Origin of the sequence: Stutzerimonas stutzeri (assembly GCF_002890895.1) — a bacterium.
In the GTDB taxonomy this organism is placed as follows: Bacteria; Pseudomonadota; Gammaproteobacteria; order Pseudomonadales; family Pseudomonadaceae; genus Stutzerimonas; species Stutzerimonas stutzeri_AB.
Genome location: NZ_POUL01000006.1, coordinates 1 through 14,574, shown reverse-complemented (window position 1 = coordinate 14,574; position 14,574 = coordinate 1). Strand labels below are relative to the sequence as shown.

At 57.6% G+C, this 14,574-nt stretch carries 14 protein-coding genes; 9 read left to right on the top strand and 5 right to left on the bottom strand.

What is annotated here, in order from left to right; translation table 11 throughout:
• Nucleotides 1-166 precede the first annotated feature (166 nt).
• From CXK96_RS12615 to CXK96_RS12600, 4 genes are all read right to left on the bottom strand, one after another.
• The gene (locus tag CXK96_RS12615; RefSeq protein ID WP_102836804.1) at nucleotides 167-964 is read right to left on the bottom strand and encodes a cyclic nucleotide-binding domain-containing protein; all 798 of its coding nucleotides are present in this window, start codon (nucleotides 962-964) and stop codon (nucleotides 167-169) included.
• A gap of 105 nt (nucleotides 965-1,069) precedes the next feature.
• Complete coding sequence (locus tag CXK96_RS12610; protein ID WP_102836803.1) at nucleotides 1,070-1,342, bottom strand: TfoX/Sxy family protein; 273 nt, start codon at nucleotides 1,340-1,342, stop codon at nucleotides 1,070-1,072.
• 8 nt (nucleotides 1,343-1,350) lie between these two features.
• Nucleotides 1,351-2,103 carry a class I SAM-dependent methyltransferase gene (locus CXK96_RS12605; RefSeq protein WP_102836802.1) on the bottom strand — a complete coding sequence of 251 codons (753 nt, stop codon included), beginning with the start codon at nucleotides 2,101-2,103 and terminating at the stop codon, nucleotides 1,351-1,353.
• Between the two features lie 151 nt (nucleotides 2,104-2,254).
• Nucleotides 2,255-3,817: a bifunctional aminoglycoside phosphotransferase/ATP-binding protein gene (locus CXK96_RS12600; protein ID WP_102836801.1), complete on the bottom strand. Its 1,563-nt coding sequence runs from the start codon at nucleotides 3,815-3,817 to the stop codon at nucleotides 2,255-2,257.
• Nucleotides 3,818-3,970: 153 nt separating this feature from the next.
• Between CXK96_RS12600 and mrcB the strand changes: the two genes are divergently transcribed.
• Genes mrcB through CXK96_RS12585 form a run of 3 tightly spaced genes read left to right on the top strand, consistent with a single transcriptional unit; the run spans nucleotide 3,971 to nucleotide 7,383 of the window.
• Complete coding sequence (gene mrcB / locus CXK96_RS12595) at nucleotides 3,971-6,283, top strand: penicillin-binding protein 1B (protein WP_102836800.1); 2,313 nt, start codon at nucleotides 3,971-3,973, stop codon at nucleotides 6,281-6,283.
• Between the two features lie 54 nt (nucleotides 6,284-6,337).
• Nucleotides 6,338-7,051, top strand: coding sequence for a hypothetical protein (locus tag CXK96_RS12590; RefSeq protein WP_102837052.1), 714 nt, complete (start codon nucleotides 6,338-6,340; stop codon nucleotides 7,049-7,051).
• Nucleotides 7,051-7,383, top strand: a complete 333-nt coding sequence (locus CXK96_RS12585) for a YqcC family protein (protein ID WP_102836799.1) — start codon at nucleotides 7,051-7,053, stop codon at nucleotides 7,381-7,383. The genes CXK96_RS12590 and CXK96_RS12585 overlap by 1 nt, the downstream gene beginning before the upstream one ends.
• A 39-nt stretch (nucleotides 7,384-7,422) precedes the next feature.
• Here CXK96_RS12585 and CXK96_RS12580 read toward each other — a convergent pair whose 3' ends face one another.
• Nucleotides 7,423-7,854 carry a DUF4124 domain-containing protein gene (locus tag CXK96_RS12580; protein WP_102836798.1) on the bottom strand — a complete coding sequence of 144 codons (432 nt, stop codon included), beginning with the start codon at nucleotides 7,852-7,854 and terminating at the stop codon, nucleotides 7,423-7,425.
• A 403-nt stretch (nucleotides 7,855-8,257) separates the two neighbouring features.
• Here CXK96_RS12580 and CXK96_RS12575 point away from each other — a divergent pair, with 403 nt between their 5' ends.
• The 6 genes from CXK96_RS12575 (at nucleotide 8,258) to msrQ (ending at nucleotide 14,237) form a co-directional block, all read left to right on the top strand.
• Nucleotides 8,258-9,982: an acetolactate synthase 3 large subunit gene (locus CXK96_RS12575; RefSeq protein ID WP_102836797.1), complete on the top strand. Its 1,725-nt coding sequence runs from the start codon at nucleotides 8,258-8,260 to the stop codon at nucleotides 9,980-9,982.
• A 2-nt stretch (nucleotides 9,983-9,984) separates the two neighbouring features.
• A complete protein-coding gene (gene ilvN, locus CXK96_RS12570; protein WP_073298694.1) occupies nucleotides 9,985-10,476 on the top strand; it encodes an acetolactate synthase small subunit in 492 nt (163 codons plus the stop codon).
• 46 nt (nucleotides 10,477-10,522) lie between these two features.
• A complete protein-coding gene (ilvC, locus tag CXK96_RS12565) occupies nucleotides 10,523-11,539 on the top strand; it encodes a ketol-acid reductoisomerase (RefSeq protein WP_102836796.1) in 1,017 nt (338 codons plus the stop codon).
• Nucleotides 11,540-11,688: 149 nt separating this feature from the next.
• A complete protein-coding gene (pssA, locus tag CXK96_RS12560) occupies nucleotides 11,689-12,522 on the top strand; it encodes a CDP-diacylglycerol--serine O-phosphatidyltransferase (protein ID WP_102836795.1) in 834 nt (277 codons plus the stop codon).
• A 60-nt stretch (nucleotides 12,523-12,582) separates the two neighbouring features.
• Entirely contained in the window at nucleotides 12,583-13,599 is a 1,017-nt protein-coding gene (gene msrP / locus CXK96_RS12555) for a protein-methionine-sulfoxide reductase catalytic subunit MsrP (protein WP_102836794.1), read from the top strand.
• The gene (gene msrQ, locus CXK96_RS12550; protein ID WP_102836793.1) at nucleotides 13,599-14,237 is read left to right on the top strand and encodes a protein-methionine-sulfoxide reductase heme-binding subunit MsrQ; all 639 of its coding nucleotides are present in this window, start codon (nucleotides 13,599-13,601) and stop codon (nucleotides 14,235-14,237) included. The genes msrP and msrQ overlap by 1 nt, the downstream gene beginning before the upstream one ends.
• The last annotated feature ends 337 nt before the right edge of the window (nucleotides 14,238-14,574 follow it).

Genomic DNA, 14,574 nt, shown 5'->3' with positions numbered 1-14,574 from the left:
ACCGTGATTAGCCTGATGAGGAGATAACCTGAAAGTCCGACTGCCCGTTCTTTCAGCTTACCGGCTGATCTTGCGACCAGTGGTGCTAATAATAACAATTCTCATTCATTGGTCAATAGGGGAATTCAAATAAAATCTTCTCGGCTTTCGTCGGGGTCTCTTGGCGCTAGGCAGAAAGGGGCATGCGCAGCTGGGTGACCTCTTTATTCAGCAAGTCGATGCGCCTGGCCATGCTTTCTATCAGGCTGTGGGCAATCTTGGGGTTGCTCTGCATCAAGCCGAGAAACTGATCCTTGGGAATAAGCATGACGGTACAGGCGGCGGTGGCGACGACGGTCGCGCTGCGCTTCTCTTGAGTGAAGACGGCCATCGCCCCGAAAATCTCGTCACGCTGCACGTCGCCAACCTTCTGGCCATCTACAAAAGCCTCGGCGTGGCCATCGATGATGATGAACACGTTGTCCGCATCGTCCCCCTGGCGAATCAACTCGTCGCCCGCGGCAAAATGCTGGAAACCGGTTGTGGGGTGGATCTCGGGTTGCTTAAGGCGCGCCAATGCGTCTGACAACAGCGCCGTCTGCCCAATCAGGTACTGGGTATAAAGTTCCTGACGACGCTGGTCGGTATGAATGTGGCGAAACACCTCGCTGCGCGAATAGGGAATCAGGCGAATCGCTTCCTCGCTGCGGTAACGACAAAGCGGCAGTTCCATTCCTTGACGCAGCCCAAGCAGGTCGCCTTCCTGCATGTAAAACAGCGGTCTTTCATCGACCAGTGCATGCAGCAGCCCGCTGTCGATGATGAACAGGTGCTGCTCGGGTAGATCCTGCGCCAGGTCGTTGGAACCCTTGATCTCGATAGTAGGTGCTGAGGGGGCGAGGCCTTCGAGCAGTTGCGCGGGGATCCCCTGCAAGCGGTTGATCAGTTGATCGGCATAGGCCGGTTGTTCCCCGAGTAGATACATGTCGGCAATCCTTGGACAAGCGGGCTCACTGAGTTGGAGCGATGCGCGCGCTCACCATAAGGCCGCGCCGGACGAGAGTAAATCTCGTCCGGCGCGCATTGTGAGCTAGCTCTTGTCTCGGTAATCGTGCCGGGCCAGGTGCTGGTTCAGCTCGGTCTTCAGGGTGTCCGGCAGTTCCTTCCAGTTGACGTCACGCAATGCGCCTTCGATGGCGTATAGCAGCACTCTTGATGCGCTGAAGCCTCTGGATTTAACCGCACTGTAAGCGCTGACCGCGCCGAGCCGACGCAGATCATCGGCCGTGTGGATGCCTGAGGCGTGCAGCCACTGCGCGGATGTTTTGCCGAGATTCCTCAAGGTCAACAGCTCGTCGTGCATGATTGCTCCTATCGGCCTGGGTAGCCGGCGAGGAAATGAAGCGGCCAGCGAACCCGGCGTACGCGTTCTGGGTTCCCCCACAGGCGCTTGAACTCAGATTCCAGTTCAGTGACTGGGTCTTGGTCGTGGGTCTGCTGCCACCGCTTCACTGCCGACCAAGTACGCAGATAGCCCAGTAGCTGTCGCAGGCTCCAGTGGATTTCGATAGCGAATGCCGGAGGTTGAAAAGTTTCGAATGGCACCTGAATGTCTCGGTAGCCGGCATCGACGCTGGCGCGTCCCTGGGGCCAGTAACCGCTAAGCGTATCGCTATGCAGCTGCCCGATCAGCGCATCCAGCGACGGTTCGATATGAAGCAAGCTGTAGCACCAGGCGCAGAACAGACCGTCTGTTGACAAAACCCGCTTTGCTTCGGCAAAGAAGGCCGGCGTAGCGAACCAGTGCAAAGCTTGTGCGACCACCATCACGTCGGCCACACCATCGCGCAGCGGTAGGCGCTCGGCTTGCGCAGCAAATCGCTCCGCAGATCGCCAGTCGGCAGTGCCGGTCAGTTGCTCAATGCTGGCGTCGCATGCCACCACTCGGTCGAAATGGCTTGCTAGTGCGCGCGCGGCCTGACCCGTGCCCGACGCAACGTCAATCGCGCAGCGGGGCGTCGAGCACTGTTCGGCGAGCCAATTGAATAGACTGTTGGGATACGCTGGGCGGAACTGCGCGTAATCGTCAGAACGAATTGAAAAGAGCTGGACGCTGTCACCCATGGCAACGGTCCAGCGGCGTCAAAGGCAGAACACTGTGAGGCATGGCCGACTTCCGCTGACAGACCTGTACAAGTATAGAAGCACCGCCGGGTTCTGCCCTCAGCGGTGCCTGGATGACACTTTTCTGTACAGATGTCAGTCAGCCCGGTTGTCAGAGGCCCGGCAGGCGTTGACGAATGTCACTGACCAAGGCGTCGAGGCTTCCCGCCTCGGGTGTGCTGATCTGCCGGTTGAGCAATTGCTCGCTCTCGCTCAGCGACTCGCGAGAAGACTGTTGTGCTTTGATTACGGCCAGTGTGGCATCGGACGGATCGCCACCCTCAGCCTGGCGCTGGGTGAGCCACTGTTCGATGACTGCGTCAGGCGCCTCGCAGCTGAGAATTATAAAGGGCACACCGGTCGACTCTGCGACCTGCCAGGCGGCTTGGCGATACTGATGTCTGAGATAGGTGGCGTCGATCACCACCGAGAAGCCTGCGCTAAGCGCGTTCTCAGCCAGCGAGTGCAGTCGCTGATAGGTCGCATCGCCGGCCTCGGCATCGTAAATGCCGGCGTTTAGCTCAGAAGCCTGTGACTCTGGCTGCTGGCCATAGAGTCGTTTGCGTTCAACATCCGAACGAATCCTGATCGCTCCCAGAGCCTCGACCAGGCGCAGCGCAACCTGGCTCTTGCCGACCGCCGATACGCCGTGGGTGATGGCAAGGAAGCGGGATGGAATGGCGCTATAACTTTCGGCCAGATTGGCGTAGCTGCGATGCTGGCGCAGGACGATCCGGCGCTGAACGGCGTCTTCTTCCTGATGCAATCGGAACAGGCTTACCTTGGCCCGAACAAGCGCGCGATACGCCTTATAGAGGTTGAGCAACTGCAGCGCGGCATAGTCTCCGGTGCGTTCCAGCCAGCCGTTGATAAAGCGCCGTGCCTGACACTTCAAACCACGATCTTCCAGGTCCATCGCCAGAAAAGCTGCGTCGGAAGCGATGTCGATCAGGCGAAATGGCTCGTTGAATTCGATGCAGTCGAACAGCACTACCTTGTCTTCGATGATCGTAGCGTTGCCCAAATGCAGGTCGCCGTGGCATTCGCGGATGAAACCTTGCTGGCTGCGCTGCTCGAGCAAGGGCTGCAGGCGGGCGATGCTGGTTTCGGTCCAGTCCAGCAGGGCGTCGAGTTGCTGCAGGTCTGCTTGTTCGGTGAGCAACGGACGAATCTGTTCGAAGTTCTGCCGCATCGGCGCGACGATCCCATCGGCGCTGTTCAGCGCATGATCCGCAGCCACCTGAGGGATGCTCAGGTGGAACTCGGCGATTTGCTTGGCGAGGGCGTCGATGTGATTGTCCGTCAGCTCACCCCGGGCCTGTACCTCTGCCATCAGTTGCGTTTGTGGAAACTCGCGCATCTGCAACAGGTATTCGATTGGCTCGCCATTCCCGCCGATCTCCGGTTGCTCGACGCTGCCGGTGACAGGCAGGACCTGAAGATACAGTTCTGGCGCCATGCGCTGGTTCAGGCGCAACTCTTCCTCGCAGTAATGTTTGCGAGCCGAGAGGTCGGTGAAATTGAGGAAGCCGAAATCAACCGGTTTCTTCATCTTGTAGGCGTACGTTCCGGTAAGGATGACCCAGGAAATATGGGTCTCGATGACTTTGAAGCCGTCGACCGGGTGAGGGTACAGGGCTGGATTCTGCAGTGCAGCAATCAGTGCTTGGCTCACGGTCACTCCTTGTAGGTTTGTTGGACGGGTGTGTGAGCACTTGGGAGACAGTTCACACAGTCGGAAACGCTCCATTATGTCCATCCACGGTAAGCGTGCAAACCGCCAAGAGGCCGTCTTCGGCGCAAATCAAAGTGCGTATAATGCGCCGCCATGACTAAATCACGCTCGTCTCGTTCCCGCTCCAGACGCCGTTCCGGTGCCTCTCGCCCATGGCTAGGCTGGATTATCAAACTTTCCATCGTTGCGCTGGTGCTGCTGGCCGGTGTTGCGGTGTATCTCGATGCCGTGGTGCAGGAGAAATTCTCTGGCAAGCGCTGGACGATTCCTGCGACGGTCTATGCCCGGCCGCTGGAATTGTTTGTCGGGCAAAAACTCGATAAGGATGACTTTCTCACCGAGGTCGATGCGTTGGGCTACCGCCGAGAAAAATCGGTGAGTGGGCCAGGAACTGTTTCGGTCGCCAGTAACGCGGTTGAAATGCATACACGAGGCTTCCGCTTTTATGAGGGCGCAGAAGAGTCTCAGCGTATCCGGGTGCGTTTTTCCGGGGACTTCGTTGCGGGACTGGCACGCATGGACGGCGGCGAGCTGCCGGTGGCGCGGCTGGAGCCATTGGTCGTGGGTGGGCTTTACCCTGCGCACAACGAAGACCGGATTCTGATCAAGCTCGATCAAGTGCCGCCGTATCTGGTGGAAACACTGGTCGCGGTCGAAGATCGGGAGTTCTTTGATCATTTTGGCGTGTCGCCTAAGTCCATTGCGCGTGCCGTATGGGTCAACCTTACCGCCGGGGAGGTGCGTCAGGGAGGCAGCACACTGACGCAGCAATTGGTGAAGAATTTCTATCTCACCAACGAGCGCAGTCTCAGCCGCAAGGCTACCGAAGCCATGATGGCGGTGCTGCTTGAACTCCACTACGACAAGCCGGAGATTCTCGAGGCCTATCTGAACGAGGTCTTTCTTGGTCAGGACGGTCGTCGCGCCATTCATGGCTTCGGTTTGGCAAGCCAGTACTTCTTTGGACGGCCACTCGCAGAGCTAAAACTGCAGCACGTGGCCCTGTTGGTCGGCATGGTCAAGGGGCCGACCTACTACAACCCTCGCCGTCATCCTGAGCGCGCCATGGAACGACGCAATCTGATCATCGATCTGCTGGCTGAGCAGCAGGTGGTCAGTCCCGAGGAAGCTGCTCAGGCGAGGCAGGCGCCGCTCGGCGTGACGCAGCGTGGCAGTCTGGCCGACAGCTCATACCCGGCGTTTCTCGATTTGGTAAAGCGGCAGTTGCGAGAGGACTATCGCGACGAAGACCTCACTGAGGAAGGGCTGAGGGTTTTCACCAGCTTTGATCCGATCATTCAATCCAAGGCTGAAAAGGCCATGACCGATACGCTGAAGCGTCTGGGCAAGGCAGCCGAAGGCGTAGAAGGCGCGATGCTGGTCACCAACCCGGAAACCGGCGAGCTGCAGGCCATGCTGGGCAGTCGTCATCCAGGCTTTGCCGGCTTCAACCGGGCGCTGGATGCATCGCGGCCAATTGGGTCGCTGATCAAGCCGGCGATCTATCTTGCTGCCCTTGAAAAGCCCAGCCAATACACCTTGACCAGCCTGCTTGAGGATGAGCCGTTTTCGGTTAAAGGTACCGACGGCAAGGTTTGGAAGCCGCAGAATTACGGGCGTTCCGCTCATGGCACGGTCTACCTCTATCAGGCCCTGGCGAATTCCTACAACCTGTCGACCGCGCGGCTTGGTTTGGATCTAGGCGTGCCGCATGTGCTAAAGACGCTGGCGCGCTTGGGCGCTTCGCCCGATTGGCCGGCTTATCCGTCGATGTTGCTGGGGGCGGGCGGATTGCGCCCTATCGAAGTCGCCGGCGTCTACCAGACGATCGCCAGTGGCGGCTTCAATACTCCGTTGCGGGCCATCCGCAGTGTCGTTGCGGCCGATGGCGAACCCCTTAGCCGCTATCCGTTCAAGATCGAACAGCGATTCGATCCTGGCGCTATTTACCTGACCCAATATGCCATGCAGCGAACGATGGTCGAGGGGACTGGGCGTTCTGTCTACAATCAGGTTCCTAAATCGCTGGCACTGGCAGGCAAGACCGGTACCACCAACGATTCACGTGACAGCTGGTTTGCAGGCTTCAGTCAGGATCTGCTCGCAGTGGTCTGGTTGGGGCGCGATGACAACGGCAAAACTTCGTTAACCGGTGCCACAGGCGCGTTGCAGGTATGGGCGGACTTCATGCGTCGTGCCGACCCATTACCGCTGCAGATGCCCGTGCCGGATAATGTGTCCATGGCCTGGGTCGATGCACGGACCGGAGAGGGGACGCTGGAAAATTGCCCGGGCGCCGTACAGATGCCTTATATCCGCGGAAGCGAGCCTGCTCCGGGTCCTGGCTGCGGAATCCAGGCCCCGGCTGAATCGGTTATGGATTGGGTTCGTGGCTGGTTGCCATAGGTGGCGGCTGGCCGGTTGGTTTATCAAGAGGTCTGAACTGTGAACAAGCAATGGATGATCGTATTGTTGGCGGCGGCACTGCTGCCGGGCTGCGCATCGGTCAAGCGCGGCGCGATACCCGTCGTCGATTCGGGGGCGCCGGTATCGGAGGAGGTTTCCGCGCGTCAGCCCAGCCGCCGTGCTAACGCACCGGTTACCAGTGGGCAATCTGCGCCTGCAGACTCGGGCGTTATGGTCATGGTGCCCCAGCAAAGCTCCGAGCCATTGCAAACCTATGGCGCGCCTGATGTCGCTTTCTCTGGGGGATCTGCGCAAGCGCCTGCCGGTGGGACTGGACAGTGGACCCCGCCCGCTCAGTCCGCGCCAATGCCCGCCCCGGTCCAGCGACCGCCAATGCCTAGCGGAATCCCGTCAAGCAGTGGAACCTTGTCAGCTGATGAACAGCTCGATGGGCCGGTGCTGGCGTTGCTTACCACTGCGCAGCAACAACAGGGAGGAGGTGACCTGAACGGAGCTGCGTCCAGTCTCGAGCGGGCTCAGCGAATCGCCCCGCGCGAACCACAGGTGCTCTATCGGTTGGCTCAGGTCCGTCTGGCGCAAGGGGATGCCATTCAGGCAGAACAACTGTCTCGGCGTGGGCTGAGCTATGCGAGCGACCGGCCAGCCCTGCAGGCAAGCCTCTGGGAGCTGATCGCGCAGGCGCGTGAGCGTCAGGGAAATGCTGCAGGCGCTGCGCAGGCGCGCGAGCGGGCCAAGGTTTCGATGTGATGGATAGTCGAGTGCCGGCGTTGGCAGACCAGTTGCTACTGATTGAGCGCGAGCTTCGGTTACTTGGGGTTTGGGCGTCGTCGCCGCCTGCGCCTGAAGCGCTTGCCAGTCAGGAGCCGTTCTGCGTCGATACACTGGCGTTCGATCAGTGGTTGCAGTGGATTTTTCTGCCGCGAATGAAGCACATTCTGGAGCACGGTCAGCCATTGCCAGCCGTGTCGGGAATTTTGGCGATGGCTGAAATGGTTTATCAAGATCAGCCGCAGCGCGTGGGTGGGCTGTTTGAAGCGCTTGAAACCTTCGATCTCCTAATCAGTGGGGGCGAAGGCTAAGCAACGCCGGCCTTTATAGGCAGGCGTTGTCCGCTGCGTTCAGTTACAGCTGTCGGCGATCTTCTGCTGGGTTTCGCCAATACGCGCCTGGCGTTCTTCTTCATTCAGGCGCCGAGTGCCGCCGTCTTCTTCTACGCGCACGCGCGGGTTGTTTTGCAGTTGTGCCAGATTGGTGCGCAGGGTAGTGCAATAACGTTGCCGCTCGGCTTCCTGCTCTGCAACCTGTTGCTTCACCTTGCGGTCAATGTCGCGCTGTTCGGACTCGCCTGAGTATTCCGGTGCGTTGCCTTCGGCCACGGCTGGCTTTGGCGGGGCGATGGCCGTATTAAGCGTTTCGGCCGGCATGCCTTGGGGCGGCTGTGCTCCAAAATGCGTAACGCCTTTGGCGTCGACCCACTTGTAAACCTGGCCGGCCATGATGCTGCTGCTCAGTGCAAGCAGCAGGCCGCCTGCGAGAATGGTCAAACGCATGCTTTTCCCTTCAGTGGATGCAAAACCAAGCCGGTACTATACGCAAAAGGCAGGGGGCTTCATTCTGCGCTGGATCACAGCTGAATGCAGCCGAAGGGCAACAGCGGACTTGACTTGACCAAGCCTAATCCGAACAATTCCATGCTTGCTGTTCTGAGAGGCCGCCGCAAGCGAGCCTTTCGCTCAATCATGAGGTGCATACCCGCGCCGACCTGCAACATCCGCAACGCGTTACCTCGCGCTGGGAGGGGCGCCCCGCAACACTTTGGGGCTTCCCTAGTACTCGCTTTGACAGTAGCTGACGTAGTCGGCGACCACCGTCGCTCATGCACTGCTTAGTAGTAAACCTAATTCTGGCCGGTCCGACGCGGAGCGGCTATCTGGCGTTCTAGAGGTGAATAACGTGGAACTTTTATCCGGCGCTGAAATGGTCGTCCGCTTCTTGCGCGACGAAGGCGTTAAGTACATCTACGGCTATCCGGGCGGCGCCTTGCTGCACATCTATGATGCGCTGTTCAAGGAAAAGGAAGTTACGCATATCCTTGTTCGTCATGAGCAGGCTGCTACTCACATGGCCGACGGCTATGCGCGTGCCACCGGCAAGGCGGGTGTAGTGCTAGTCACCTCCGGCCCTGGCGCGACCAATGCCATCACCGGTATTGCCACCGCTTATATGGACTCGATCCCGATGGTGGTCATCTCGGGGCAGGTTGCCAGCAATATGGTGGGCACTGATGCTTTCCAGGAAACCGACATGATCGGTATTTCCCGCCCCATCGTTAAGCACAGCTTCATGATCAAACATCCTTCGGAAATTCCCGAAGTGATGAAAAAAGCGTTCTACCTGGCGCAATCCGGTCGTCCCGGTCCTGTCGTTGTCGACATTCCGAAAGACATGACCAATCCCGCCGAGAAGTTCGAATACGTCTATCCGAAGAAAGCCAAGCTGCGTTCATACAGCCCGGCCGTTCGTGGGCATTCTGGTCAGATTCGCAAAGCGGCAGAGCTTCTGCTGGCTGCCAAGCGTCCGATCATTTACGCCGGTGGCGGCGTGATCATGGGTGATGCATCTTCGCAACTCACTGAGCTTGCCAAGATGCTCAATCTGCCGGTTACCAATACCCTCATGGGCTTGGGCTGCTATCCGGGCAGCGACCGGCAGTTCGTCGGCATGCTGGGTATGCACGGTAGCTATACGGCCAACCTGGCAATGCATCATTCCGATGTCATCCTGGCTGTAGGCGCGCGCTTTGATGACCGCGTAATCAACGGTGCGACGAAGTTCTGCCCGAACGCCAAAATCATCCACATCGATATCGATCCGGCATCCATTTCCAAAACCATCAAGGCCGACATTCCGATCGTTGGCCCGGTCGACAGTGTGCTCACCGAAATGGTTGCCATCGTCAAGGAGATCGGCCAGGCACCCAATGCCGAGACTGTTGCCAGCTGGTGGAAGCAGATCGAGGAATGGCGCGGCAACCGAGGCTTGTTCCCATACGACAAGGGTGACGGCACCATCATCAAGCCACAGGCCGTTATCGAAACCCTGTGTGAAGTGACCAAGGGTGATGCGTATGTGGCATCGGACGTCGGGCAGCACCAGATGTTTGCGTGCCAGTACTACAAGTTCGATAAGCCGAATCGCTGGTTGAACTCTGGTGGCCTCGGCACCATGGGCTTCGGCTTTCCGGCCGCGATGGGTGCAAAGCTGAACTTCCCTGAAGCCGACGTCGCCTGTGTTACGGGTGAAGGCAGCATTCAGATGAACATTCAGGAGCTGTCGACCTGCCTGCAGTACGACCTGCCGGTCAAGATCATCAACCTCAACAACGGTGCGTTGGGCATGGTTCGCCAGTGGCAGGACATGCAGTACAACAGTCGCTACTCCCACTCCTACATGGAGTCGTTGCCCGATTTCGTCAAGCTGGTCGAGGCGTACGGGCATGTGGGGATGCGCATCACCGATCTGAAAGATCTGAAGTCCAAGATGGAAGAAGCCTTCGCGTTGAAGGATCGCCTGGTGTTCCTGGATATCGCTGTCGATACCAGTGAGCACGTCTACCCGATGCAGATCAAAGACGGCGCCATGCGCGACATGTGGCTCAGCAAGACGGAGCGGACCTGATCATGAGACACATCATTTCTCTGCTGATGGAAAACGAACCAGGTGCCTTGTCGCGTGTGGTCGGGCTGTTCTCGCAGCGTAACTACAACATTGAAAGCCTGACCGTCGCCCCGACCGAAGACCCGACGCTTTCTCGACTGACGCTGACGACGGTGGGGCACGAGGAGGTAATCGAGCAGATCACCAAGAACCTCAACAAGTTGGTAGAGGTCGTTAAGCTGGTCGATCTGTCCGAAAGTGCTCACATCGAGCGCGAGCTTATGTTGATCAAGGTGAAGGCAACCGGCGCACAGCGCGCCGAAGTCAAGCGGACCACCGACATCTTCCGTGGGCAGATCGTCGATGTGACCTCCAATGTTTATACCATCCAGCTGGCCGGCACGACCGACAAGCTGGACAGTTTCATCCAGGCCATCGGTACGGCATCGATTCTGGAAGTGGTGCGCAGTGGCGTTACGGGTATTTCCCGTGGCGACAAAGTGCTGAGCATCTAATACGACTTATCGAATGGCCCGACCGGCCAGCAACAGGGGTAATTCCATGAAAGTTTTTTACGATAAAGATTGCGACCTCTCCATCATTCAGGGCAAGAAAGTCGCTGTCATTGGCTACGGCTCCCAGGGCCATGCCCACGCATGCAATCTTAAAGATTCCGGCGTAGACGTAACCGTTGGCCTGCGTGCCGGTTCCTCGTCGGTCGCTAAGGCCGAAGCCCATGGTTTGAAAGTCGATAACGTTGCTGCCGCCGTTGCCGCTGCCGATGTCGTTATGATCCTGACTCCCGACGAGTTCCAGGGCCGCCTGTACCGTGACGAGATCGAGCCGAACCTGAAGAAGGGCGCCACGCTGGCGTTTGCCCACGGCTTCTCCATTCATTACAACCAGGTCGTACCGCGTTCCGATCTTGACGTGATCATGATTGCACCAAAAGCGCCGGGTCATACCGTTCGCTCCGAGTTCGTTAAAGGTGGTGGTATTCCTGACCTGATCGCGATTTACCAGGACGCCTCCGGTAACGCCAAGAACGTCGCTCTTTCATACGCATCGGGTGTCGGCGGCGGTCGTACCGGCATTATCGAAACCACCTTCAAGGACGAGACCGAAACCGATCTGTTCGGCGAGCAGGCAGTTCTGTGTGGCGGTTGCGTCGAGTTGGTCAAAGCTGGCTTCGAGACACTGGTAGAAGCCGGATATGCGCCGGAAATGGCTTATTTCGAGTGCTTGCACGAGCTGAAGCTGATCGTCGACCTCATGTTTGAAGGCGGAATCGCCAACATGAACTACTCGATCTCCAATAACGCCGAGTATGGCGAGTACGTAACAGGCCCCGAGGTCATCAACGCCGAGTCGCGCGCCGCGATGCGTAATGCCCTGAAGCGCATTCAAGACGGCGAGTACGCCAAGATGTTCATCACTGAAGGCGCTGCGAACTACCCATCGATGACGGCTTATCGCCGTAACAACGCGGCCCATGGCATCGAAGTGGTTGGTGAGAAGCTTCGCTCCATGATGCCGTGGATCGCTGCTAACAAGATCGTTGATAAGAGCAAGAACTGATCATCGGTATTGCTCGAAAGGACGCGGCCTCGGCCGCGTTTTTTCGTTTTGGCTGTGTGTCTCTGGTATAAACCGGTGTTTGGCCTAGGGTGAACCCGTTGTGCTAGGGCCTGTCGAAATTATTCAAACCTGCTGTAAGGTGAATTTGCATGAGTGAGCATCCCGAAGAGCCGAACAAATCCATCGAAACGGAAAGTCTTCTGCCGATCGACGAGCATATCGAAGAGAGCCAGGACGCCGAAGGTCGCAAGGTTCGCCATCGGGGCATCTATCTGCTCCCCAACCTTTTCACCACGGCCAATCTGTTTGCCGGTTTTTTCTGCATTGTCACGGCTATCAATGGCAACTTCTACGTCGCTGCTGCTACGGTCTTTGTCGCGATGGTGCTCGATAGTCTGGATGGCCGAGTCGCGCGCTTGACCAACACCCAGAGCGCATTCGGTGCGGAATATGATTCGCTGTCGGACATGGTCGCTTTCGGTCTAGCTCCGGCCGTTCTCGCCTACCAGTGGGCGCTGTCGAGTCTCGGAAATGTCGGGTTGACCGTGGCCTTCATCTACGTTGCCTGCGCAGCCTTGAGGCTTGCGCGCTTCAACACCCAAATTGGCAAAGTGGATAAGAAGTGGTTCATTGGTCTGGCGAGTCCTGCCGCTGCAGGGGTTGTGGCTGGATCGGTCTGGGCGGTTTGGGCGCTCGACGAACCGGGAATCCGCGGTCTCGATCTGCCCTTGGCGGTAATCATGTTGTTTGCGCTGCTGGTAGCTGCCGCGGGCCTGCTGATGGTCAGCAACATCAAGTACTACAGTTTTAAGGATCTCGATCTGAAAGGGCGGGTGCCCTTTGTGGCGATACTGGTCGTTGTATTGGTGTTCGCCGTGGTGTTCAGTGATCCGCCGCGTATCTTGCTTCTGATCTTCCTCGCCTACTCCGTTTCTGGACCGGTACAGTTCCTGATGCGTCGCCGCAAGCGCGCAGAAAGTTGATTTTTGAGATGATCCGCTGTCTAGTGCTTGTTCATACAGCCTCGGACAGCGGAGTACATCATGCTTATCAAGACGCCGCGTCGCAGTGATTGTCTCGAATCAGAGATAACCCCCGAAGCGCTCTATCTGAACCGTCGTCAGTTCGTTCAGGGAGCGGCTTTCTCAATAGCAGCCGCAGGGCTGCCCGCTATAGCCGAAGCTGAAGCCAGCCCGGCGCGCTATGCGGGCGTGGAACCAGCGGACTCGCCCGCTTGGTTTGACGAAAAGCTACGACAGGCACATTGGAAAGCGGTAACGGTAAAAAACGAAGCCATTACCCCCTATCAAGATGCTACGCATTACAACAATTTCTATGAGTTCGGCCCGGATAAGGGTGATCCAGCGCGTCACGCGCCGCAGCTTGTTACGGAACCTTGGTTCGTGACGGTCGACGGAGAATTGGCGAAGCCGGGCAAATATTCGATTGAAGATCTTGTTAAGAACGCCGCGCTTGAGGAACGTATCTATCGTTTACGTTGCGTCGAAGCCTGGTCGATGGTCATACCGTGGCTAGGGGTTCCGCTTGCTGATCTGATCAGTCGTCTGGAGCCGACATCCGATGCTAAATATGTTCGCTTTGAGACCTTGGCTCGTCCAGAACAGATGCCTGGTATGCGTACTGGTTTTTCACTGATCGACTGGCCGTATGTTGAAGGCTTGAGAATGGACGAGGCCATGCACCCGCTGAGCTTGGTAGCCGTTGGGATGTATGGGAGAGTGTTGCCAAACCAGAACGGTGCGCCATTACGTCTCGTAGTGCCATGGAAGTACGGGTTCAAAAGCATCAAATCGATCGTTCGAATCAGTTTCGTTCGTGAACAGCCAGCGACCACCTGGGAATCTATGGCTCCGCAGGAATACGGGTTTTACGCCAACGTTAATCCCAAGGTCTCCCACCCGCGTTGGTCACAGGCACGCGAGCGACGGCTTCCGGGGAGCCTGTTCAGCCCAAATGTCCGCGAGACCCAGATGTTCAACGGCTACGAAGAGGACGTCGCACACTTATACGCTGGGATGGATCTGAGAAAGCACTATTGATGCGCTATCCCTGGTGGAGGTTGTTGCTTTTCTGTTCCATAGCTAGCGTGCCGTGCTACTGGCTGTATCTCGCCGCGGTAGCCGCGCTGGGCCCGGATCCCGGCAAAGTGCTAGTTGATAATCTCGGCCAAGGCGCTTTGGTTCTTCTGCTGTGTTCTCTGGCGATGACGCCGTTGAGGTCTTTGACTGGCTGGTCCGGCTGGATTGTGTTTCGAAGGCAGGTCGGACTTTGGGCGTTCGGTTACGCCGTACTTCATTTAGCTGCTTATCTATACTTTCTCTTGGGTTTGCAATTTGGCGATTTTGCTGCCGAGTTGGTTGAGCGCCCATATATAGCGTTAGGGGTTATCGCCCTGGTAGGCCTGTCAGCACTCGCGCTGACGTCAACGCGCTGGAGCATGCGCAAGCTCGGTGAGCGCTGGAAGAAGTTGCACCGCATTGTCTATCCGGCGTTAGTCGTCGCATTGCTTCACATGCTTTGGGTTGTGAGATCCGACGCGGGCCAGTGGAGCTTGTACGCCACCCTCGCAGCGATTTTGCTTGCAGCGCGAGTTCCGGCAGTTGAGCGCGCCTTGGTCGGAATCAATGCCAAATGGCATGGCGATCCGTTAGCGAATAAAAACAAAAACAACCGTTGACGTGGGAATCTGAGTGCCTATAATGCGCACCTTCTCCGGCGCAGGCCTTTGGCGAAACCTCTTGTAAATCAAGAAGTTAGCGAAAATCAAGGCTTGCACGGATGGCGAATTCGAGTAGAATGCGCCGGGCTGGCAGGGAGGTGGTTTGGCTCTGTTAGTGGCTTCGGTCGGGTTGATCGGGAGCGGTTGAAAGAGGTGGTTGACAGCGGTTTTGAACGCTGTATGATTCGCCTCCCGCTGACGAGAGACGCTAGGTTGATCGGAAGCGCAAGCGGTTGAGAAGAAAGAAAAACTTCTTCAAAAACAGCTTGACGAGAAACAAGGCTGCTGTAGAATG